This window comes from Lachnotalea sp. AF33-28 (assembly GCF_003477885.1).
Lineage (GTDB): Bacteria > Bacillota > Clostridia > Lachnospirales > Lachnospiraceae > AF33-28.
Genome location: NZ_QUEE01000001.1, coordinates 272,696 through 295,093 on the forward strand (window position 1 = coordinate 272,696; position 22,398 = coordinate 295,093).

The window sequence follows — 22,398 nt, forward strand, 5'->3', positions numbered from 1 at the left end:
GAATATGACGAATATATGGTCCTTTCTCATGCAGACCGCGGAAGTCACGCTGGCCGCGTATCTGCTCCTCCTGATCAAGCAGATTTTCAGCAACAAACTGTCCCCCCGCTGGCAGTATGGGATTTGGGTCCTCCTGATTCCCAGGATTCTGCTCCCCGCAGGCCTGTCCGGCAAATACCTGCTGCCGGAGCTGCCAATCTTTCTGGAATACTGCAAGACGCTGGCAGAAGCGCCCCTTTCGTCCGGCTATATAACTGCCTACACCCCGATACACACGGGCTTTGTGCTGCCATGGGTCATACGGGCTCCTTTAAGCATCACGGACTGGCTGTTTGTGCTGTATGTGCTGGGCACCCTCGTCCTGCTGTTTAAATATGCCTTTGTCTATATCCGCCTGCGCTTTTTGCTCAAGAAGGGGATGCCCTTAACGGCCGATCAGGAGAATCGGCTGGAACAGGTCTGCGATACCTATGAGCTAAAGCCGTGCCGGGCCGTATCCGTGCCCGGACTGCCTTCCGCTTTCGTCTGCGGTGTGCTCAAGCCCGTGCTGGCGCTGCCTGACGGCTGCGTGACGGATGACAAGGTGCTTCTCCATGAACTGCTGCATCTGCGCTATCATGACTCCCTGCAGAATATTTTCTGGAGCCTGCTGCGCGCGCTTAACTGGTGTAATCCGTTCATGAATTATATCTTTGACCGGATAAGCAGCGACATGGAAGCGCTCTGCGACCAGCGCGTCATGGAACGGATCGAGGGCGAAGAACGCCGTGAATACGGCAGAATACTGCTATCCATGACCAATGAACGCTACCCCCATGCGCCCGGAACCACCTCCCTGTCCAACGGCGGCAAAAATATCTCCCGCAGGATCCTCTCCATCGCCCGTTTTAAGAAATACCCGAAGGGAATGCTGCTGGTCTCCGTCTGCATCGCCATTCTGCTGCTGCCGCCAACACTGGTGGGAGTCGCCGCGCCAGGCTTTCATGATATGAGTTACAGCACCGGCACAGGCTTTGATTATGGAATGGCGATGGCATCGGCCAGAGCACGCAGATGTACCACCCCTGCCGGAGCCATCGATACCTTTGCCAAGGCGCTGATCTATGACAACCCCGTTTACTATGCGGCGGTTACCCCCCTGGATGAAATGGAGGAACTGGTAAGCAGAACAGACGGTAAAATCAGAGAGGCGCAGCTCGCCTGCAGCCAATATCTGGTCTATAACCTCACCGGTGAAGCGGACGGCGGCTTCCGGGCCCTGCTGGTTCTTGTCATGGATTCCATGGCGCCTCCGGAAGGAGGCTATTATTATGATGAGCAGGGAAATCATGTGAACCGGGGCTGCTATGTATATCCGATCCGGGTCTTTAAGGAAAATGGCTGGGTCATCGAACAGACCGGCCAGTGCCAGGCAGTTACCGGGATCAGCGAATCCCCCCTCGAATACAGGTCTGGGAATCTTCCCTGCCTGTCATCTTTGGAACAGATGGGAAGCACAGGGTCCATCCGAATAGAGGAGCAGGTTATCGCAATGGTGGATAACCAGCTGGCAAACAATGATCAGTCCTTTTTATTCGGAAGCTATTATCACTTTGACGGCAGGGCTAAGCCGGATGCCGTTTTCAGCCAGATCAACTCCGCCTATAAGGTTACCTATGCCTTTAACGGCACTGCGCAAGAGCGCCGGTCGCTTTGGTCCGCCGGCATTGCAACCGTCTGTGCCGATGAAAACGGCCTGCCGTCTGAACCGGTACAGCTCAATATGACCGGGGATACCGGAGGCAGCAGAGACGGCTGCACCTATACCAACAGGAACGTGGATGAAACCTGGGACGGCCTGATCACCGATATCGATACGGAGTTTCATTATACTTATCCAAATGATTACGATGTGCTGCCAGATGCTTATGCCATACAGGTATACTGGAACGGAAGCCTTGAGGAAACCGTCACCCTGGAAAGGAGCGATACGAAATGACCGAACGGAAATATCCAGGAGCCCTGTCCCTGATCGCCTGGGGCACGCTCCTGCTGTTTGTAAATATCACCGTGGGGAATCTGAATCTGCTTCCGAACTGGCTGGGCTATCTCCTGATCTGCCGCGCTCTGCCCGCTGTAGGTGAGGAAGAACCCGAAGCCCTTCTCCTCAAACCGCTGTGTGCCGCTCTGGCGCTCTGGGAAGGGCTGTTATGGCTCTTACTGCTGTTTGGAACCGTTCCTGACTGGCCGGTGGTGCGGCTGGCATTTTCCGTCATCTTCCTGTATTTCGACTTCCAGTTGCTAAGCAATCTGGCCTCAACCGCTCAGAGACATGGCTGCCAGGAGGAAAAAAGCCTGCGGCGCTTAAGAAATATCCGCGCTGTATTAAATACCCTGCTGGCGCTGCCGTTCGGATGGGAGATGGTGCCGTATTTCAGCTCAGTCATGATTGTGATCTGTCTGGTTGCAGGTCTTTGGACCTGCTGTGTGCTCTTTGCTTACCGCAGATCCGAAGAAGCGCTGGAGAGTGTTTAAAAAATCATTTCCGCAATCCGCCCCACTTTGTGGTATATTACCTCCAAATTCGGTCAGCAAAGCCCGCTATGCTCCCTCATTTGGAGGCAATCTCCCACAAAGATCATGGTGTAAACGCCTCTGATAATATTTCTGCAGCTGTTTTTTCACATGCGGCGAATTCACGGAGCTTTGCCGCTATCGCTGCTGATTTATCCTTATCCTGCAGAGTCTCTAACGAAATATTAAACCCGCCGCCCAACTTCTCCAGCTCTCCCCAGAGCACGCCCATGGCCCCATACTGTTCCCCGACCGCTTTCAAAAATTCCATATCCGGGTTCAGCTTCCGTGTTCTTTCCAGGAAAGTGTGGCAGCAGCTCGCATTGGTGGACAGATTGCAGACATAGCTTTTATGCATTGCCCAATCGTCAAATTCCTCCGGTTTCAGGCCGGCATACCTGCCCTTTTCCACATCATCCGCCCATGTGAGGAACGCTTTGTGGCCAAAACAGTACTCATCTGTTTCCGTAATAAGCAGATCCGCCAGATTCTGTACCGCCTTCCGGCAGATTCGGGCCAGGTCTGTTTTCTGATACTTCTCACCCACAAAGATCCATACATTGCGCGGCGGAAGGCTGTTGGAAACGGCGCAGCCGCCGGCAGCCTCCTTCAGTGACACCCTCTCGGGTTCCTGTTTTTCTTCCGTAAGATACAGAAGCACATTGCCGTGTTCCTCATATCCTACGATCACGCTCCATTCCGGATAGTCATTTTTTCCCCAGATCACAGGCACCCCGCTGTCGATATATGCCATCAGGGTCTGCACATACACATCGGAGTTTTTCTTAAGCTCCTCTCCCGTTACACAGGTGGCGCCATATCCGCAGGCATGAAATATCTCTTCGATGGCCCCCTTATTGCCATCGGTTAGAAGATATCCCGTCCTGCCATTTCCCCTGAACTGCCTGTAAGGATACACCTGCACAAAATTGTCGCCTGTCAGGCCGGCAAAAAAATCATAGTCATAGTCCGGCTCCCCCTTCGCCTCCATAACATACCGGGCACATCCGTTAAACCAGTAATTTTCTCCGTAATGCATGGTAATCAGCGGATGAATGTTATCCAGCACATTGTTGCTCCGCCTTATACTTATACGGAAATCTCCGTTCATCAGCCGTTTCACGCTCTGCCTTAACTGTGATACACAGATGCTTTTCAGACAGATCTTTCCCTGCCCGTTGCCGCCGATCACAACCGTGGCGGCCGGGATTTCCCGAAAGTCGGTTTTCATATATGGGAAATCTGTCCCACAGTAGCGCACTTCATCATTTATGATTACGGCAAGCATCTGTTCCCCCACAATCCATGTCAGCCGGTTATAGCGGTCCGGTTCGATCTTTCCGCGCTTTGGAATCATGTATTCATCCCCGAATACCGGCTGCTGGAACAAAATCGCTTCCTGGGAAGAGCCCGGCGCGCTGTTCTCCATATTTATGCCGTACATCTGTCCTCCATGATAGATACGCAGGCTGCCCTCATCCGCTCCCCAGGCATACTGTGCGGACGTGCTGTCCATCCGAAATTCCACATCCACGCAAAACGGAAGCCTCACTTCCGTCTCCGTTGACAGCCGTCTGGCGCCGATATACGGGATATATTCCGCCTCTCCCTGTTCATTTACCCTGTAATAGGGCTGCATGATCGGTTTCAGCCCATCCATACGGATATCCTTCTGCCATACCGCTTTGACGCTCTCGAGCACCTCTGCCGCGGTAATGCCCTCCAAAACTCTGCACGGGCCGTACAGGGACGCGTCCGGCAGCCGCTTCTTGACCGGAAGGAACAGATTAATTCTGTCGCGCTGCCTGTCCGCCGACATCACGGACTCAGCCAGCACCGGGCATCTCATGCCGCCGTTATGTAGGTAATCCGGTTCATAGTAAGGATTTTCATCCATACATTTTAAGAGTCTTAGATAATAGGCCTCCATATCCTCATCCGCATATACGCTCCCCACGGCAAACATCCCGCCTTCCAAAACAGTTTCCGTAAAAGGACCCGGGATGCCTGCGCCATCCTCCTGCCTGCGGATCATCACCGGCTCGCCGTCCGCCGTCTGATATTCAAACTGCGTATGCCTTTCAGGGAACCCTGACAGCAGTCCACAGCTTTCCAGCCATTCCAGAAATCCCTCCGGGTCGGAACGGCCGCTGTCCCTTCTTACAGAGGACCAGACCCTCATAAACGGGAGCACAATGATCTCCGGATCGCAGGGCGCTGAAATCTCCGCCGACAACTGCTCCAGCTGTGCGTAAGTAACCGTCCCTCCGTCCCCTTCATCTGCGAATTCCCGCCCGATCCTCTCATAGATCAGGGGCAGAGCCGATATATGGCGCACCCCCATCTGGAGCATGGTCTGAAGGAATTCGTTGGTGATACTTTTCAGCTCCGTAAGCGAGCTGATTTTGAACTCAATGTCATCAAGACTCTTGACAAAAGTCTCCACCACAACGCTCATATCCCGGCTCTCAAAGATTCGGATCACATCCCTGATCGGTATCTGCATCTTCCGGAGCACACAGATTTCCCTGATCCGCTCCACGTTTTCCTCGTCGTAATAGCGGTATGCCTCAAACTGAGGCCTTACGCTCTGAATCAGGCCGGTTTCCTCATAATACCGCAACGTCCTTGACGATATCCCCAATCCGGCGGTGATATCCGAGATCTTCACCAATTCACCCATAGCTGCCTCCTTTGCTTTACAGTATGGAGCTGCACGCTCATACCCAGGTAAGTATTTTCTCCAGTATAGCACTTTACGCAGCGTCAAAGTCAAGGGGGACATTACAGGAACCGAACTTGGTAAAACCTAAAAGAAGCGCCCGCCATCGGTCTTTTCACCGTTTGGCAGCGCTTCTTACCTGTTTCTACCTGTTATAATTTCAGCAGTTCCAATGCCCTGTTCCCTTTTACACAGGGTAACACTCACACCGGTGATCCCATTCCTCTGACCGCCTGTGCCGCCCTGTCATACTCATTTTTATTCACATAAAATATATACTCGTATTCCGACGCCAGGTTCTCTCCGAGCGTACCTGTCATCGCCCGCGTGCCGGCGGATACGGGAGACGGGCTTTTTCTGTTGACTACTTTCACAGTATAGTCAATCCCTCCATGGGACAGAATCCGTCTTATTTCCCCCTGTTTCTGCATATCAAATGTGATCAATAGCTCCCTGCGGTTAAAAATCGTGATCATATATCCTCCCTCATCTGTTACGTCCGCACTCACTCCTGTACTTAACGATATATTACCATCTGCAGGGTTATACGTCTACAGCTAATTATTCCAAATAGTAGCAGAACACTTTTACATCCCCATCAATGCATATTCTGTCATAGGGCACCTCAGGGTAAACAGTCATAGTGATGGGTATCAAGCCGTCCTCGGCCAGCACTTCCAATACAGAGACGTCAAACAAAAGTTCTGTACGGCTCCCCCCTTCTGTATATCTGGGCACATGCACAGCCGAATAGCGCAAAGATGCGTAGTTTTCATCGAAATCCTTCAAACCGGCATTGGATCTGTCGACCGCGACTTCCCCGTCCGTGATCTGAACAATCAGGCTGTTTCCCCTCTGATTCTGCAGTGTCAGCCGCCACGGACCGCCTTCCAGTATCAGTCCGAAGGTTTCGGCGTCCGGATGCCATGAATCCTGTATTTCAAACGCGTGCGCCTTATATTTTTCCAGCCCCCAAAAAGCAGCTTTCAGCCGATCGCCGCGGCCGGTCTTACTTAGCGACAGCTTCCTTGGGAATGAGAGCTGGCCGCGATACTCTCCGGTAGGAGTCTGCAGCGCGTACAGCCAGTTCATCGCCACGCCCATCATCACCGGTTCCGAATAATTCTGGAAAGTGGTGCCCGCGAAATAATCAAACCCATAGTCCAGCCACAGAGGTTCCTTACATGGCTTTGTACTGCGAAATGTCTCTCCGTCAAACTCTCCCAGAAAATATTGGCTGACCGCCTTTCTGTAATGTTCGGCAAAAGGCATGCTCACGGGCAATGCCCACAGCTTTCGGCCGTCCTCCCTGGCTGTCACCGCAAAAAGATCCGGACATTCAAAAATACTGTCCACAGGGTTCTCTTCCTTTCCGAATTCACCGCTTTGCACCCAATCGACCAGATTCTGCGATTTCCAGAACTGCACATGGTCTCCGGCTGCCAGCACCATGCCAAAACCGCCGTTTATCCCGTTAAGGAACACCTTGGGATCTCTGAAATCCCGAAATCCGGGATTGGGTATCACAGGGTTTCGGTATGTTTTTTCAAAATGCACCCCATCCGTGCTGTATGCCATGCTCTGGGATTCCGTCCCGCGATCCAGGTCATGGTTCGTATAAAACGCCAGCAGCGCACCCCCCTCTCCCCCGCCAAGCCCGGATGCATTATTCCTGTCATACAGACAGCTTCCCGAAAAAATGCAGCCAAGTTCATCCGGATACAGGGCCACCGGCAGGTGCTGCCAGTGCAACAGGTCTTTGGACACGGCGTGCCCCCAGTGCATGGCCCCTCTTGACAGCGCATACGGGTAATACTGATAAAACAGATGCCATACTCCATCCGCATATACCAAACCGTTCGGATCGTTGATTACCATAGCGGGCGGTGTGAAATGGACCTTCGGCCTGAAATCCCTTTTCTTATTATCCATAAGACTCTCCTCTCCATACGATCAGCCCTTCACGCTCCCCAGCACCAGCCCCTTGGTGAAATATTTCTGAAGGAACGGATAGACGATCAGCATCGGCAGAGCACCCAAAAACAGCTGCGCCGCCCTGCCCGTCCTGGCGTTCATCATGGACAGAAGCAGCACATAGTCGCCGCCCGAAGCCCTCATCATAGTCTCCATATCCATGATCATCTTTTGAAGGTAGCTCTGCAGAGGATAATGGATCATCTTATTCATATAGATAATGCCGTCAAACCATGAGTTCCAGTGTCCCACAATGCAAAACAGCAAAACGGTAGCGATCCCCGGTTTGGAAACAGGGACGATAATTCTCCACAGCACGCACCACTCATTCGCGCCGTCTATGAGAGCGGCATCCTCCAGCTCCGGCGGCAGACCGCGGAAAAAATTCATCAGGATTACCATATTATAAACAGGAAGCGCTCCGGGCAGCACCAGCGCCCATATGGTGTCCATCAGCCCCAGCTGGTTGATCACCATATAATTCGGTATCAGTCCGCCGCTGAAGATCATCGTAAATACACAGATACCCATATAGATATTTCTTCCCAGCAGTTTTTCCCGCGGCTTGGACAGAGGATATGCCATCAACAGCATGAGCAGCAGGTTAAGTCCCGCTCCCAGCACCACGCGAACGAAGGAATTGCCCATGGTCCGAAAAAAATAGGGAGACTTTAATGCGAACTGATAGGAAGCAAATGTAAAGTCCCTGGGCCACAGCCCCACGCTCCCTGCCGCCACAGGCACGCTTCCGCTGAAGGACAGAGCCAGAAGATGCACAAAGGGGAGCAGGCACAGCAGGGCTGTCACGCCCAGAAATGTATAGTTTATACACAGAAATATCTTTCTGGAAAGCCCGGTTTTTATTTTCATACGGAAATTTCCTCCCTGCTTCGGATTTAAAACACCCGGTAGTCCGCAAATTTATATGCCAGTGAATATGCCGTGACCAATAGAAGGCCGGATATCACGGATTTGATCAGGCCCACGGCGGTGGCCGCCGAATATTGAGCCTGTTCAATACCGATGCGGAATACATAGGTATCGATGATATCCCCGGTCTCGTAGACAGCGCTGTTGTACAGGTTGTAGATCTGATCAAAACCCGCGTTGAAGATATTGCCCAGACTTAAAAATGCCATCAGCACAATGATGGATTTTAAGCACGGCATGGTGATATAGCGAACCTGTGAAAGCCTCCCAGCGCCGTCTATCATAGCCGCTTCATATAACCCCGGATCAATCCCGGAGAGCGCGGCCAGATATACGACCGTGCCGAATCCAAAGCCTTTCCAGACGTCCGTCACGATCATAGTAAACGGAAACACCTCCGGATTTCCGAGAAAGGACACCGGAGCAAACCCAATCCTGCCCAATATCCGGTTGACCACTCCGTCCGTTGCGAGGATATCGATAAAAACTCCGGCTATGATCACCCATGAAAGAAAATTCGGCAGATACACCAATGTCTGAAACGTCCGTTTTACAAACCCGTTGCCGATTTCATTGAGAAGCAGTGCGAAGGCTACGGGAACAGCCACCCCCAGAACGATTTTGCATATTGCAATAAACAGCGTGTTGGGTATGGTGCGCACAAAGCCCGGCATGGAAAATATGTACCTGAAATTCTCAAGTCCCACCCATGGGGAATGAAATCCTTTAGCCACACTGTAGTCCTCAAACGCGATCACCAGCCCATATAAGGGATAATACGCAAAAACAGCCAGTATAATCAGTCCCGGTATCATCATGACATGCAGCCGCCACTGCTTTCTTATTTTTCTTATCATAATCTTCTCCCGCGCGGGCCGCTGTCCGCGGCCCGCGCTCCTTGCATGATCCGTAAGATGCAGCCTTATTTTCCATACATGCTGTTCATTTCCTCAGTCATTAAGTCCCCTCCGGATTTATTCCATGACTCCACCAGCGTATCAAAATAATCGATTGGCTGGACGCCTGTTATGATCTGGGTAAATCCTTCCTGCAGCAGCGCATCCAGCGTGCTGCCCTTTTTCACCATGGTGGGAACGGAAACCCCGTGGAACTCATCATCCAGGTAATTGCCCTCTGTCAGCACAGCATTAGCGATATCATAGGCCGCCATCTGCGACCAGTAACCATAGCCGTCCGGGTCCTTATTATCGAGCCATTTCAATGCGCCCTCATACTTTTCAATTTCCGGAGGCGTGGTGAATACGGATTCATCCCTGGTATCAAAGGCCGTCCATATCTTTTTATACTGATTCCAGTCCGCGTTGGGATTGATCATGCGGAATGCTCCGGTAATGTGCGGCATGTCGTTTTCCATATGCTTAAGAACCGTGTCCCACGGAATATCCGTCGCATCGTTGTTCATGTATATATAGAAATTGATCAGCTTCATCACCGCTTCAGGATTCTTGCAGTCCTTTGTGATAACCGTATACAGGGAATTGCCCCAGTCCACCGTATGCATAACGGTCTCCCCGTTTTGCGACGGGATGGGACTCGGATACATCACCGCTTCGCTCCCGTTATTCTTAATGACATCAATGCCGGGCACCCAGCCGGTGGCCTGATGGGAGCAGGTTGCCCCTACTTTTCCGGAAATGAAATTTTGATTCATCGCATCCGTATCCTGGGAGATAAAATCAGTATTAATCACGCCATCCGCATACCATTTAGAGAATGTCTCCAGAACGCTTTTCATCTCCTTCTGCACATTTCCGTAAACGATCTTTCCGCTCTCATCCTTTATCCAGATGCCCGGGTGTGCTCCAAAGGCCACCGCCATCATTTTCATCTGTGAAAGGCCTTTGTCCAGTCCGAATCCGTAAGTATCGTTTTGGCCGTTTCCGTCCGGATCGTCATTGGTGAATGCATACAGGATTTTCTCCCACTCCTCCCAGGTCTGCGGCCTTGTCAGGCCGCAGTTCTTCAGCCAGTCTTCCCGGATCCAGAGAAAATCCGGATCGTCTATGGAACCGTAATGCAGCTGCGGTATGCCGTACAGTTTGCCGTCCCGCTGAGCAGGTTCCATCGCGTTAGGATCGGCATCGAGGCATTCCCGGACTCTGGGGGAGGCATATTCCTCCACGAGATCCGTTACATCCATCAAAAGCCCCGCGTCCATCAGCTCCACCAGCTGTGAAGTGTTGCAGCGGAATACATCCGGAAGCTGTCCGGAAGCTATCGATAAGTTCAGCTTATTCATATACTCTGTGGAAGTCCACAGGGTCTCAACCTCCACATTGAAATACTGTTCATAATCCCGATGCCAGAGATTGCTCGTGATATCATCCCCCGGATCATATTTAGCCGCGGTATTCTCCTCATAGACGGTCGTGATTTTTACCGGTTCCTCAAAAGGCGCCCAGCAGGGCATGGACGGATCAATGCCGTAAGGATTGGATTGCTGCGTCTGCGGCGATGTTTCGGCTGCCTGTGTGACAGCCTGCGTTTGCTCTGCCTCCGTACCGATGCCTGCTGCTGTGGCGGGACTGCTCTCAGTCCCATGTGCTGTCGGGGTATCTCCTTTTGCGGCGCAGGCACAGCAGGCCGCCGAAACAGCCGCCGCCATAATTACCGCCAGAACCCTCCTGCCTTTGTGCTTTACCCCTTTAATGCCTGACTTCATAAACTTCCCTCCTTTTAATTCTGTCACCAACCGAAGGTTGATGACCTACGCGCGCATCAGCGCGCTTCTTAAAACGAACGCCCGCATCAAATGCTTAGCAATGCCTGTGCCTGGCATCTCATTGATTGATGCTGATAACATTTTAGAATAGAAACTGGCGCGCTGCTATTTTAATATTTTTATATTATTGCACTATTTTTTCATGATTCAGAAAAAATATAGGACGATACGGATAAATAAAGTACAATAGCCATAGGAGGTGCAGCATATGACGAATCTAAGACACAGTGTTTTTGTCAAGTTACTCATACTGTTTATTGTGATCACCCTGCCGATCCTCATCATCGGCATTACCGCCATAGCCTTAAGCAGCAAAAAGCTTGAAAAAGAAATCTATCAGTCTGTCCAGGCCTCGACGAACAGCTTTGCCGCCGCGCTGGATGAAGAGATGGAAGCGCTGTCCAATTCCGCCTACTCCATCTACTCAGCCACAAAGCTAGACTGGTACTCCCTGTCCGACTCCCTGATGTCACCCTATGACCGGGAACAGAATTTCAATCAAATTGTTACATTCATAACAAATCTGCGAAACTCCAATTCCTGTGTCCGCAACATTCGCGTATACATATCCCCGCTGCTTAGGGCAGCCAACGCCGAAGGGTCCGGTATGGGTTCCAGCAGTCCCATCAGCGAGGAAGAGTTCGCCCATGCGGCTTCTCTTCTGCCGGGAGGAAATATCCTCCAATATGAGGACGGCCGTCTGTTCTGGCTGCAGAGCAAAACGCCCCGGGATCCGGATAGCATTATTGAGATGGAGCTGGATGAGACCAGGCTCAAACGGCGGATACTGTCCGCCATGACTTCACCGGAAAATTATTACGCTTTCTTTATACAGCCAGGGGATTTCGCTCTGTCCAATATAGAGGACGACGGACTTATGGAGGCCATCCGCCTTAACGATATGCCGGACTCATCGGGCAGACCTGTTACGGTCGATATCTCCGGCAAACACTATACCGTTTTTTATACGTATCTGGATTTTCTGGACTGCACATATATACAGGCTGTCCCCTATACCAGGCTGATGTACCAGTCCCAGCTGTCCGCCGTCCTGACTGTGATCTTTCTTTTGACCATGTTCGCAGGCACCCTGCTGTTTTTATCCGGAGTACGTTTCTATGTTCACAAACCGCTGGCCAACCTGATTCTTGCCTTTTCCCGCGTTGGGCTCGGCGATCTTAACGTGCGCATTACGGAAACGGCCAATACGGAGTTTTCCCGGCTGTATGAAGAGTTTAATCATATGGCCGCCAGGCTCAATACACTGATTGAGCAGGGATACCGCCAGAAAATCCTTCTGCAGAAGGCTGAGATGAAACAGCTGCAGGCACAGATTAATCCTCATTTTTTATATAATTCGTTTTTCATGCTGCAGCGCACCATACAGGATGACAACCAGCAGGAAGCAGAGAAAATTGCGGGGGAGCTGGGGATGTATTTCCGGTACATCACCCGAAATACGAAAGATACCGCCCTGTTATCCCAGGAATACGAACATGCCCGGATTTACTGCCACATACAGCAGCTTCGCTTCGCAGGCCGCATTACCATAACTCTTAAGGAGCTTCCCGAAGCCTATGCACATCTGCCGGTGCCAAAATTTATCCTGCAGCCCATACTGGAAAATTCCTTTACACACGGTCTGGAAAACAAGATAGCGGACGGACTCCTCATGATCACGTTTCAGGACATGGGCAGCAGGCTGGTCATTCAGATCGAAGACAACGGCGAGGAGCTTACCGATGACAGGCTGAAAAAGATGCAGGACATGATTGAACGCTGCGGCACAGACGACAGCGGACAGGAAATCACAGGCATACTCAACGTCTATAAACGGCTTGCCTTTTACAGCCAAAACAGCGGAGCCTTCCGCCTCGGCCGTTCCGAACTGGGAGGACTTCTCACCGAAATCATACTATACAGCTGAAGGGAGAAAAGTATGTACAGAATACTGCTCGCAGATGACGAGAAACACATCACAGACTGGCTGCACGCGCTGCTGGCGTCCCAGGACAGGATGGAATTTGAAGTTTACAAGGCCTTTACGGGGCCGGATGCCATCCGCATCCTCGATGAAATGAAGGTAGATATTGTGCTGCTGGATATAAAGATGCCCGGATACAGCGGCCTGCAGATTGCGGACAAAATCACACAAAACTGGCCCCGGTGCCGCATCATCTTCCTGACCGGATTTGACAGCTTTGAATACATCTATGAAGCCGGCAGATATAAATATACAGCCTATCTTTTAAAGACAGAATCGGATCAGAAAATTCTTGAGGCTGTTTATCAGGCTGCCAGATCCCTGGAACTGGAGAAAGCAGAGGCTTCGCTGCCCGAACCGGCCATACAGAAGGAACTGCTGCTTAAGCATTTCTTTAACCGTGCATTTTTAACGGACATCATCGCCGGCAAGAGCCAGGTTTCGAACGATGAGCTCTGCCAGTGGTACTTCAGGGATCTGATTCTGACCCCCGAACAGCCTGTATTTTACATGGAGACCACATTTTTCTGGACACGGGCGGCACATTCCGCAGCGGATTTTAACAACAGGATACTGAAGCTGTACGGCGCAGCAGAAGCAGTGCTTCAGGGGAATTACCGCCTCTGTCTGCTTGACACGAGCCGCACCGAGGTCCTGTGGTTCCTGCAGCCGTCCACGGACTGTACTCTGAACGATCCGTTTCTCTATCTGAAGGAGAGCATTAACGACATCATACAGTACTGCCAGAACTGCCTGCCCTGCGAACTCCTGCTGATTATGTCCGAGAAACCCGAGATGCTGTCCGATATATGGCGCATACATGAGCAGATTGCAGGATACTGCGGCACATGTCTGGCACCGGATATCAGCCGCAGCTCCAGAGGCGTCCTGTTCGGGTCAAACCTGCCGGATCTCAAGCCCTCCGACAGCCGCCAGGCTCTGCCCTGCATTACGGATCAGCAGCTGAATAACCTCGCATTCTCCCTGAATCAGGGGAATTTAAAAGAACTGCTTGCGGATCTGCACCTTATACGCCAGGCATTTATATCAGTGAAAAGCATGCACTGCCTCCCCGCCATAGAAGCCTATCTGCACATATCCGCACTGTATCTGAAACATATTTCCAGCTGCCGTCTTGAGGAAAAGATATCCTTCCGCATCGGCATCCATCCTCTGTATTTTCTCAACGAATTTCAGTCCTGGGAGGATGCCTTTGACTATCTGGAACGTTTGAGCGTCCAGCTCTTTCAAATCATGGAAAAAGCTGCTGCTACAAAAAATATGCTGCTCATTGACAGCATTAAGTCCTATATTCAGGACAACCTTCCGTCCGATCTGTCCCTGACGGTCATATCCAGGCAGGTCTGTTATAACAGCTCCTATATCTCCCATATATTCAAAAAGATCACCGGAGAGAGCCTGTTTCAGTACATCAATCAGGCGCGGATCAAACGGGCGGGAGAACTGCTGGAGGGCACGGAAATGACCGTTCAGGAAATCGCATTTCAGGTTGGCTACGATACCCCCCAGTATTTCAACCGGGTCTTCAAAAATATGACCGGTCTGACTCCGAGGGAATACCGCAGCCGTTTAAATTAATGTGCTGAATATCACCCGGTCAGCTCTTCCGGCGCTCTTCTATAAGTATGGGCATAAAGAGCCCTCCCTGCACGCTGCGGGCTTTAAAATGACAGTAATGACCGCTCACCGTGTCATACCAGTCTGAAAAGGGCACCCTGTCGGGCGTTTCCCGCACAAAGTCCGCCACACATGCCATCAGCCGTTCGGACTGGGCTCTCTCCGGCGCCATCGCTGCGCACCACAGGGTCCAGTCGCTCTTGGTATACTCCCTCCGGCAATCCAGCGGGACACCGTAACGGTTGATCCTGCGCATATAATAGTCCGACTCTTTTCTGAAAACATCCTCCGAAAACAGCCCCGATCCAAAAAACAGATCCCAGACAAGATTATATTTCAGGCTCCAGCTGTCCGGCCTGTCAAAGGCCAGGCTGTAATGATCCCCCGCGTCCGCCCGCGCTTCCCAGCCCCTGGCCATACGAACAGCCTCTTCATGATACTGCGAGGCTGCCGCCGTTTTTCCAAGCAAACCGGCAATCCTTGAAAAAGCCTCAATTCCAAGCACGGCCTTCGCAGCCAGGTTCACATTATGGGATAAATGTCCCGCGAAATCATCGGTGCAAAGCTGTTCCTTCGGGTCGCCTCCATGCTCCAGGAGATAACCGGCCCAGGTCTCCAGTTCCTCATAATATTCCGCCGCAAAATCCGCGCAGCCGTCCGTCTCACATACGGCCGCGGTCATGATCAGCATATTGCCGCATTCCTCTACCGGCATTTGGTCGGCGAGGTCATAAATCCCGCATCCTCCCGGATACATGTAATAAAACGGAGGGATATTTCCGGAGTCGAGGTTATAGCCAAGTCCCTCTTCCTTTTTATTCAATGCACAGACCTGCCCTACCGCATAGGGATAACGCCCAACGTCATGGGGTGCAAATCCATACTCCCACACAGCGCAGCGCGCAAACCGGAATACCGGCCGCAGCATTCCTTTCACATATTCCGTATTATAGAGCAAAAACAGCGGGACAGACGGATAGCTCACATCCACCGTTCCGATACAGCCGTTTGAGTCATTCTCCTTGGAAAGAAAAATGATCTGTCCGTCTTCGTCCGTAATCAGCTTGTGGGCCGCGATTGCCTGCCGGTAGCTTAAATTGCACAGAAAGGCATACTCTGTTCCTCCCAGACCTTCCGATCTCTGCTGTATCTCAAGCTCCAGGACCGCACAGCGCTCCAAAACCTCTTTTCTGTCTGCAAGGCTGGCTCCGATCGCTTCCAGTATGTTTCCGTACTTCTCTGTCCAGTATGACTTCCTCCACTGGCCGAAATAGTTTATCGAAACCTGATCGTCATAAGCGATCACAAGTCCTGCAGTTTTTGCCGATCTGCCCATCAAAACGGACGCTCCGATCCGTCCGCCCGCGCGATCATAGCTTAGGGCCGTCCGTTCCTCCTTAGAGGCCAGATATACGAAGCCCCAATCGATCGTCAGGCTGTCGCCGCTGTGGCACAGCGGCCGGGATGCAGCCCTTCCCATATATGCATATCCAAAATCCCGTATCCTGTAACTGCCTCCGATCAGTTCATCTTTTTTTCTCCGAACCAGATCCGAGGATACCCAGAGTTCGATATGCACGTCCGCATCCATCTTTCTGTCCACCCAAAAATCGATATACGTGCAGGGCCTGGACAGAAGCGCCGGATCGTCCGGTAAAAGGGGGGACGTAAAACAAACGGTGAGGCTGGCCCTCCCGTTTTCAAAATGATAGGTGGTGGAAACGGCACTGATATCCACCCAGACCTGCTCCATGACAGGATGCCCCTCTCTGTCCCCCATGAAACAGTACACGGTTTCATCCACCGTGATATATCCTCTGATTTGCTGCCTCTCACCGCACCAGTGCTGCGTGTCCCCGTCATACAGACGGTCGCAGGGTGACCAGATGCTGAAATAAGGATCATGCAGGACCAGAGGGGTGCTTGCTGTTCTTGTAATTCTCATATTGCCTCCATTCTTCCGCGGCCATGCCCTGTCTGAACATCTTCGTTCAAACAGGCACGGCGGCCGATTAAAATTTTCCGAATAAAGGCACAACATTGCATTGCAGGCGTCGTTTGAATTTACAATAATATATATCTGCGGTTTTGTCCAGTGAAATATAATCGGAACTGTTACTATTCACAGTTACCGTATAATTTCCGCGCATGTCGGGGCAGTGCATGGTCCTCATAGGGACACGCTCTCGCTCCGTGAAGCGCGCAGCGGTTCTAACGCTGCAAACTACGCAGCGCAAGAACCGGCGGGCTTCAAGGGATCCCTATGAGGACCATGCACTGCCCCGACATGCGCTGCTTTATCGGCAGCCGTGAATAGTAATCCTCGGATAAATTAATTTGATGCCATAACTGTTTATATACTTTGTCATGCTCATATAACAAGAAAGAATCCCGCTCGCGGGATTCTCCGCCTGCGGCGGGTCGCTTTAGCGACATGATTCCGCTGCGCCGCAGTGCGATCCACGCGGAGCGTTTTTATTACATAGGAGTACCTTCCTATGAAATAAAAAAGTAATGTCAATTAACTCTATCACATAGGAAAAGACGGTCTCCGAAACCATCGATGACCGTCTTTTTCATAAACTTATTGTAACCGCTTCATTCTCCTGAAATCCAAATCATGGCTTCTAGGCGTTTTCATCTAAGCGGCTTAGCTTCGCCGCCTGATCCGCCGCAATCAAGCTGTCGATGATCTCATACAGATCTCCGTCCATCACGGAATCGATCCTATATAGGGTCAGCTTAATCCTGTGCTCGGTCACACGCCCCTGGGGGAAGTTATAGGTGCGGATCTTTTCGGAACGGTCCCCGGTGCCGATCTGGCTGCGGCGTTCCTCCGCCTCGGCATTCTGCTTTTTGGCCAGCTCCAGATCGTACAGACGGGAGCGAAGGACCTTCAGCGCCTTCTCTTTATTCTTCAGCTGAGACTTCTCGTCCTGGCAGGAAACCACGATACCGGTGGGAAGATGGGTCAGCCGCACCGCAGAGTCCGTGGTATTTACGCACTGTCCGCCGTTGCCGGATGCGCGGAACACATCGAATTTACAGTCATTCATATCCAGCTCCACATCCACTTCTTCCGCTTCGGGCATGATCGCCACGGTGCTGGTGGAGGTGTGTATGCGCCCGCCGGATTCCGTGGCGGGCACCCTCTGTACCCGGTGAACGCCGCTCTCGTATTTCAGCTTGCTGTAAGCGCCCTGGCCGGTGATCATGAATACCACTTCCTTAAAACCGCCGATACCGCTCTCGTTCACGCTTAAGGTCTCCACCTTCCAGCGGTTCCTCTCGGCAAACCTCACATACATGCGGTACAGTTCGGCTGAAAACAGCGCGGCCTCATCCCCACCTGCGCCGGCCCTTATTTCCACAATAACATTCTTATCATCATTAGGGTCTTTAGGCAGCAGCAAAATCTTCAGCTTCTGCTCCATCTCTTCGATCCTGCGTTTCGCATCCGCCATCTCTTCCTTGGCCAGTTCACGCATCTCTTCGTCGGATTCCTCATCCAGAATCGCCAGGCTGTCCTCCACATCCTGCTTTGCCTGCTTGTACGCTTTATAGGCATCCACAACCGGTGAAAGCTCGGTCTGCTCCTTCATCAGCCTGCGGAATTTCGCCTGATCCTCCACCACGGAAGGATTGTTCAGCTCCTGTAGCAATTCCTCAAAACGGATCAATATATCGTCTAATCTGTCAAACATTTTATTCCCTCATTTCATGCAGCTGTCCGCAGTACCTGCCTGCCGCACAGCAAAATCCTGTTCATCGCATCACCGCTCTCACCACGCGGTCAAGCCCTGCCGGATCTTTAAATACCCGGACCTCATAAAAACTGTTTTCCTCCAACAGAGCAGCAACTGCCCGGGCCTGGTCATACCCGATCTCCAGATAAATCCTGCCCTCCGCACATAAAAACTTCCCCGCCTCGCAGGCAATCCTGCGGTAGAAGTACAGCCCGTCCCCGCTGCCGTCCAGCGCTATCCTGGGTTCATGGTCCCTGACCTCCGAGGTGAGCCCCGGGATCACCCCGCTGGGGATGTAGGGCGGATTGGAGAGCAGATAAGAATATTGTTCTCTGTCCGCAAGCGGTTCAAACAGATTTCCCAGACGGAAATCCACCTTCTCCCTGCAGTTTAAGTTCTCCGCATTTTTCTCTGCCGTCTTAAGCGCCGCTGCGGACACATCCACGGCGGTGACAGGCACCCCCTGAAGCTTCGCAACACTGATGCCGATGCAGCCGCTGCCCGTACACATATCCAGAACCGGCAGGGTGCGGCAGAGCCTCGCTCCCTGCGCCGTATTCATATCCGCCAGCACCAGTTCCACCAGGGTTTCCGTATCCTGGCGCGGGATCAGCACTTCCGGCCCCACCAGAAACTCAAGTCCCATAAACTCCTGGCTTCCTGTCAGATGCTGCAACGGTATATGCCCGGCCCGCTTCCCGATCAGTTCCCGGTACCGTTTAGTCTCTCCCAAAACGGGCATGTCGCGGTCCATCAGATATCTGGTCCGGTTCATCCCCAGAGCAAAGGACAGCAAAACCCATGCGTCAGTCCCCGCCTCCTCAATGCCGGAGGCTTTAAGGCACGATATGCCTTCTTCCAGCAGTTCTCTATACGTCATCTTCCTGCGGATACACCTTTCCAAAATTCTCCGTCTCATAGGCCTTCCAGTCAAATACGGCCTCCACCGAAGCGATGCCCACCTCAATCATGTCGTCATCCGGCTCTTTGGTGGTCAGATTCTGCAGCCAGAGGCCGGGCTTGCTTAACATATTCACAACCGGAGATTCACTGCGCCCGGCAAGCTTGATAAACTCATAGGATATGCCTGCGATGACCGGGATCAGCAGTATGCGTGAAATCACCCTGGGCAGCAGCGCCATCTTCGGGAGGAAGATAAACAGAATGATGCTGACCACCATGACAAACAGCATGAAGCTGGTGCCGCAGCGCTTATGCTGCTTGGAGCTCTTTCTGACGTTTTCCACCGTCAGATCCAGCCCGTGTTCTATGCAGTTGATGCATTTATGCTCTGCGCCGTGATACATGAATACGCGCTTAATGTCCTTCATCTGAGCGATCAGCGTCACATACAGCACAAAGATGCCGATGCGGATCACTCCTTCAATCAGCGACATAACAGTATGGGAAGGAATGAAACGGCGGAATACGTCCGCGATATAGACCGGCGCCACCATAAAGATCGCCACGGCCAGACAGATGGATACGGCTACGGTGCAGCCCATCATGATCTTGTCACGCTTTTCCTTCTTCGCGCTCTCTTTATCCAGCTCTTCCTGGGTCTTTGGCTTGGCATCTTCCTTCTCCTCCTCTTCCTCATAGAAGGTTGCGGAATAGGTCAGGGTCTTCATGCCCAGCACCATTGAGTCTATAAAGTTGAAAACTCCGCGGATAAACGGCAGAGCCAGTATTTTCTTCCCCTTTGTGAAGCCGGTATATGAATCCTTTTTAATCTCAATCTCCTGGTCGGGCTTTCGCACGGCAACCGCATAGTCATCGCCGTTTTTCATCATGATACCCTCTATAACGGCCTGACCTCCAATATTTGATGATTTCATTTAATCCTCCGCAATCTAAAAATAGGTTGAGGCTTAAAAACCAAACCTCAACCATATCTTTTTTGAAACTATTCAGCTTTTACGCCATACTTACGGTTAAACTTATCGATACGTCCGCGTGCAGCAGCAGCTTTCTGCTGTCCGGTGTAGAACGGATGGCACTTGGAGCAGATTTCTACGTGGATATCTTTCTTTGTAGATCCTGTTACGAATTCATTGCCGCAGTTGCAGACAACCTTTGCCTGATGGTACTCAGGATGGATTCCTTCTCTCATAATATTCACCTCTTCATCATAGTTGATGGTTTCCAACCATCTCTAACTAAAACAGCCTATTAATTGTATCACAGCCCATATGCTATTGCAAGCTGTTTTTCCTTTAAAACCTCATTTTTTTCACCATTTCTACAAATTCGCGGTTGTTCCTGGTGCGGGCAAAAAGATCCAGAACGCGCTCCACAATTTCCTCAGATCTCATATCCGTGGTGGCTTTTCGGATGATATCCACAGCCTCTCTCTCTTCAGGAGACAGCAGCAGATCATCCCTCCTGGTGCCGGATTTGAGTATATCGATGGCGGGGAAAATCCTCTTCTCGGACAGCTTGCGGTCCAGCACGAGTTCCATATTGCCGGTGCCTTTAAACTCCTCAAACACCACATCGTCCATCCTGGAACCGGTATCCACCAGCGCTGTGGCGAGAATCGTCAGGCTGCCGCCCTCCCGCATGTTTCTGGCCGCGCCAAAAAACCTCTTGGGCATATGCAGCGCCGCCGGGTCCAGACCGCCTGAAAGCGTGCGGCCGCTGGGCGCAACAGTCAGGTTATACGCCCTTGCCAGACGGGTGATGCTGTCTAACAGGATCGTCACATCCTTCCCATGCTCCACCAGACGCTTCGCGCGCTCCAGCACCATCTCCGACACCCTCTTATGGTGTTCCGGCAGCTCGTCAAAGGTGGAATAGATCACTTCCACGTTAGGCCCTTCAATGGATTCCTTAATATCGGTCACTTCCTCAGGCCGCTCATCGATCAGCAGGATAATCAGGTGCATCTCCCTGTGGTTTACGGTGATCGCCTTGGCGATCTGCTTGAGGAGCGTGGTTTTACCTGCCTTGGGCGGGGATACGATCATGCCTCTCTGCCCCTTGCCGATGGGCGACAGGATATCCACGATGCGCATGGAAGGCTTGCCCCCGGGCGTTTCCATATGGAGCCTCACGTTGGGGAATATGGGGGTCAGATCTTCAAAATTGGGCCTCCGCTCTGCCATATAGGCCGGCAGGCCGTTGACCTTGTTCACATACAGCAGCGCCGCGAACTTCTCCTGTCCGGTCTTAATCCTCTTGGAGCCCAGCACAATATCTCCGGTCTTTAAATTAAACCGGCGGATCTGGGAAGGGCTTACATAGACGTCGTTCTCGCCGGGCAGGTAATTGGCGCTTCGGATAAAGCCGAATCCATCCGGCATTACCTCGAGGATCCCTTCCGCCGGCACGCCGCTGTCAAGGGACTGCAGCTCCTCATTGCTCATGCCGCCGGGCCTTGTCATCCTTTGTCCGCGTCCGTCGTATCGGTTCTCCTGTCGTTCGGAACTCTTACCATCGGTTCGGTCGGCCCCTCCGGCATAGGAAGCATCTGTTCTTGCGGTATCTTCTGCGCTTTCCCTGGCCTCCTGTCCGTCATTTCCATTCAGGCTCACCCTGGCGTCCGGATTCTCTGTTCTGGGGGCATCCGCCCTCCGTCCTGCGGGCGGAAGTGTCCGTATGCTTCTGCTCCCAGCAGTATTCTGGCTTCTGGTGTTCTGGCGGTTTTCTCCCTGTCCCTGCCGGTTGTTCCTGGGCCTGCTCTCCTGACGCTCCTGGGGCGCGCTGTCCGTCCCTGTTTCGGTTTGCAGACCGCCGTTTTCTTTCACCATATCCGTATGTTCCGTCTGAATTTGTTTCTTCTCCTCTTCTGCCAGCGCCAGCAGGCTCTCAATGAGATCCGCTTTTTTCGCTGTAGAGATCCTCTTCAATCCTCTTGACTTTGCAATTTCTCTTAGCTCCGTCAAAGGCAGAGCTTCCAGTTTTTCCCGCATAATACTCTCCTTCATGCTTATGATCGCGTTTATCTGCCATTGCTTCATCCCACGCCCGGCAATCTCACGGAGTATGTCCACATCTTATATTAATACATGGCCCAACCTCATCTCAATGTGAGACCGATTTCCTTAGCCCACCGCTGCCGTTCATCTTATTCCTGGCAATTTATCTATCCGCATAGCTGCTTATT

Annotated in this window: 16 protein-coding genes; 4 read left to right on the top strand and 12 right to left on the bottom strand. The window is 52.0% G+C overall.

Features of this window, described 5'->3' with window-relative positions:
• Nucleotides 1-4 precede the first annotated feature (4 nt).
• Nucleotides 5-1,978: a M56 family metallopeptidase gene (locus DWZ56_RS01140; RefSeq protein WP_158584383.1), complete on the top strand. Its 1,974-nt coding sequence runs from the start codon at nt 5-7 to the stop codon at nt 1,976-1,978.
• Complete coding sequence (locus DWZ56_RS01145; protein ID WP_118554545.1) at nt 1,975-2,514, top strand: hypothetical protein; 540 nt, start codon at nt 1,975-1,977, stop codon at nt 2,512-2,514. The genes DWZ56_RS01140 and DWZ56_RS01145 overlap by 4 nt, the downstream gene beginning before the upstream one ends.
• Before the next feature lie 103 nt (nt 2,515-2,617).
• Here the strand turns inward: DWZ56_RS01145 and DWZ56_RS01150 are convergent, their stop codons facing one another.
• The 6 genes from DWZ56_RS01150 to DWZ56_RS01175 all read right to left on the bottom strand — a co-directional run bounded on the left by DWZ56_RS01150 (nt 2,618) and on the right by DWZ56_RS01175 (nt 10,862).
• Entirely contained in the window at nt 2,618-5,236 is a 2,619-nt protein-coding gene (locus DWZ56_RS01150) for a MerR family transcriptional regulator (RefSeq protein ID WP_158584384.1), read from the bottom strand.
• 242 nt (nt 5,237-5,478) lie between these two features.
• Nucleotides 5,479-5,751: a hypothetical protein gene (locus tag DWZ56_RS01155; protein ID WP_118554547.1), complete on the bottom strand. Its 273-nt coding sequence runs from the start codon at nt 5,749-5,751 to the stop codon at nt 5,479-5,481.
• An 85-nt stretch (nt 5,752-5,836) separates the two neighbouring features.
• Nucleotides 5,837-7,207 carry a glycoside hydrolase family 32 protein gene (locus tag DWZ56_RS01160; protein ID WP_118554548.1) on the bottom strand — a complete coding sequence of 457 codons (1,371 nt, stop codon included), beginning with the start codon at nt 7,205-7,207 and terminating at the stop codon, nt 5,837-5,839.
• Nucleotides 7,208-7,228: 21 nt separating this feature from the next.
• Complete coding sequence (locus DWZ56_RS01165) at nt 7,229-8,119, bottom strand: carbohydrate ABC transporter permease (RefSeq protein ID WP_118554549.1); 891 nt, start codon at nt 8,117-8,119, stop codon at nt 7,229-7,231.
• A gap of 26 nt (nt 8,120-8,145) precedes the next feature.
• Entirely contained in the window at nt 8,146-9,036 is an 891-nt protein-coding gene (locus tag DWZ56_RS01170) for an ABC transporter permease (RefSeq protein ID WP_118554550.1), read from the bottom strand.
• A 65-nt stretch (nt 9,037-9,101) separates the two neighbouring features.
• Nucleotides 9,102-10,862, bottom strand: a complete 1,761-nt coding sequence (locus DWZ56_RS01175) for an extracellular solute-binding protein (protein WP_118554551.1) — start codon at nt 10,860-10,862, stop codon at nt 9,102-9,104.
• A 268-nt stretch (nt 10,863-11,130) separates the two neighbouring features.
• On the opposite strand from DWZ56_RS01175, the gene DWZ56_RS01180 reads away from it, so the two are divergent.
• Together DWZ56_RS01180 and DWZ56_RS01185 are read left to right on the top strand one after the other, a co-directional pair.
• Nucleotides 11,131-12,849 carry a sensor histidine kinase gene (locus tag DWZ56_RS01180; RefSeq protein WP_118554552.1) on the top strand — a complete coding sequence of 573 codons (1,719 nt, stop codon included), beginning with the start codon at nt 11,131-11,133 and terminating at the stop codon, nt 12,847-12,849.
• A 12-nt stretch (nt 12,850-12,861) separates the two neighbouring features.
• Nucleotides 12,862-14,505 (top strand): helix-turn-helix domain-containing protein, encoded by a 1,644-nt coding sequence (locus tag DWZ56_RS01185; protein ID WP_118554553.1) that lies wholly within the window; start codon nt 12,862-12,864, stop codon nt 14,503-14,505.
• Between the two features lie 19 nt (nt 14,506-14,524).
• Here the strand turns inward: DWZ56_RS01185 and DWZ56_RS01190 are convergent, their stop codons facing one another.
• From DWZ56_RS01190 to rho, 6 genes are all read right to left on the bottom strand, one after another.
• The gene (locus DWZ56_RS01190; RefSeq protein ID WP_118554554.1) at nt 14,525-16,489 is read right to left on the bottom strand and encodes a glutaminase domain-containing protein; all 1,965 of its coding nucleotides are present in this window, start codon (nt 16,487-16,489) and stop codon (nt 14,525-14,527) included.
• 682 nt (nt 16,490-17,171) lie between these two features.
• Entirely contained in the window at nt 17,172-18,248 is a 1,077-nt protein-coding gene (prfA, locus tag DWZ56_RS01195) for a peptide chain release factor 1 (protein WP_118554555.1), read from the bottom strand.
• A 61-nt stretch (nt 18,249-18,309) separates the two neighbouring features.
• Nucleotides 18,310-19,170 carry a peptide chain release factor N(5)-glutamine methyltransferase gene (gene prmC, locus DWZ56_RS01200; RefSeq protein WP_118554556.1) on the bottom strand — a complete coding sequence of 287 codons (861 nt, stop codon included), beginning with the start codon at nt 19,168-19,170 and terminating at the stop codon, nt 18,310-18,312.
• Nucleotides 19,160-20,128: a DUF1385 domain-containing protein gene (locus DWZ56_RS01205; protein ID WP_118554557.1), complete on the bottom strand. Its 969-nt coding sequence runs from the start codon at nt 20,126-20,128 to the stop codon at nt 19,160-19,162. Before DWZ56_RS01205 ends, prmC begins: the two co-directional genes overlap by 11 nt.
• A 68-nt stretch (nt 20,129-20,196) precedes the next feature.
• The gene (gene rpmE, locus DWZ56_RS01210) at nt 20,197-20,403 is read right to left on the bottom strand and encodes a 50S ribosomal protein L31 (protein WP_118554558.1); all 207 of its coding nucleotides are present in this window, start codon (nt 20,401-20,403) and stop codon (nt 20,197-20,199) included.
• 103 nt (nt 20,404-20,506) lie between these two features.
• Nucleotides 20,507-22,204, bottom strand: coding sequence for a transcription termination factor Rho (gene rho / locus DWZ56_RS01215; RefSeq protein ID WP_118554559.1), 1,698 nt, complete (start codon nt 22,202-22,204; stop codon nt 20,507-20,509).
• Nucleotides 22,205-22,398: the final 194 nt, after the last annotated feature.

What these genes read in the sequence shown, in the direction of transcription:
- DWZ56_RS01140 (WP_158584383.1), top strand. Translation starts at nt 5, where the DNA reads ATGACGAATATATGGTCCTTTCTCATGCAGACCGCGGAAGTCACGCTG.
- DWZ56_RS01145 (WP_118554545.1), top strand. Translation starts at nt 1,975, where the DNA reads ATGACCGAACGGAAATATCCAGGAGCCCTGTCCCTGATCGCCTGGGGC.
- DWZ56_RS01150 (WP_158584384.1), bottom strand. Translation starts at nt 5,236, where the DNA reads ATGGGTGAATTGGTGAAGATCTCGGATATCACCGCCGGATTGGGGATA.
- DWZ56_RS01155 (WP_118554547.1), bottom strand. Translation starts at nt 5,751, where the DNA reads ATGATCACGATTTTTAACCGCAGGGAGCTATTGATCACATTTGATATG.
- DWZ56_RS01160 (WP_118554548.1), bottom strand. Translation starts at nt 7,207, where the DNA reads ATGGATAATAAGAAAAGGGATTTCAGGCCGAAGGTCCATTTCACACCG.
- DWZ56_RS01165 (WP_118554549.1), bottom strand. Translation starts at nt 8,119, where the DNA reads ATGAAAATAAAAACCGGGCTTTCCAGAAAGATATTTCTGTGTATAAAC.
- DWZ56_RS01170 (WP_118554550.1), bottom strand. Translation starts at nt 9,036, where the DNA reads ATGATAAGAAAAATAAGAAAGCAGTGGCGGCTGCATGTCATGATGATA.
- DWZ56_RS01175 (WP_118554551.1), bottom strand. Translation starts at nt 10,862, where the DNA reads ATGAAGTCAGGCATTAAAGGGGTAAAGCACAAAGGCAGGAGGGTTCTG.
- DWZ56_RS01180 (WP_118554552.1), top strand. Translation starts at nt 11,131, where the DNA reads ATGACGAATCTAAGACACAGTGTTTTTGTCAAGTTACTCATACTGTTT.
- DWZ56_RS01185 (WP_118554553.1), top strand. Translation starts at nt 12,862, where the DNA reads ATGTACAGAATACTGCTCGCAGATGACGAGAAACACATCACAGACTGG.
- DWZ56_RS01190 (WP_118554554.1), bottom strand. Translation starts at nt 16,489, where the DNA reads ATGAGAATTACAAGAACAGCAAGCACCCCTCTGGTCCTGCATGATCCT.
- prfA (WP_118554555.1), bottom strand. Translation starts at nt 18,248, where the DNA reads ATGTTTGACAGATTAGACGATATATTGATCCGTTTTGAGGAATTGCTA.
- prmC (WP_118554556.1), bottom strand. Translation starts at nt 19,170, where the DNA reads ATGACGTATAGAGAACTGCTGGAAGAAGGCATATCGTGCCTTAAAGCC.
- DWZ56_RS01205 (WP_118554557.1), bottom strand. Translation starts at nt 20,128, where the DNA reads ATGAAATCATCAAATATTGGAGGTCAGGCCGTTATAGAGGGTATCATG.
- rpmE (WP_118554558.1), bottom strand. Translation starts at nt 20,403, where the DNA reads ATGAGAGAAGGAATCCATCCTGAGTACCATCAGGCAAAGGTTGTCTGC.
- rho (WP_118554559.1), bottom strand. Translation starts at nt 22,204, where the DNA reads ATGCGGGAAAAACTGGAAGCTCTGCCTTTGACGGAGCTAAGAGAAATT.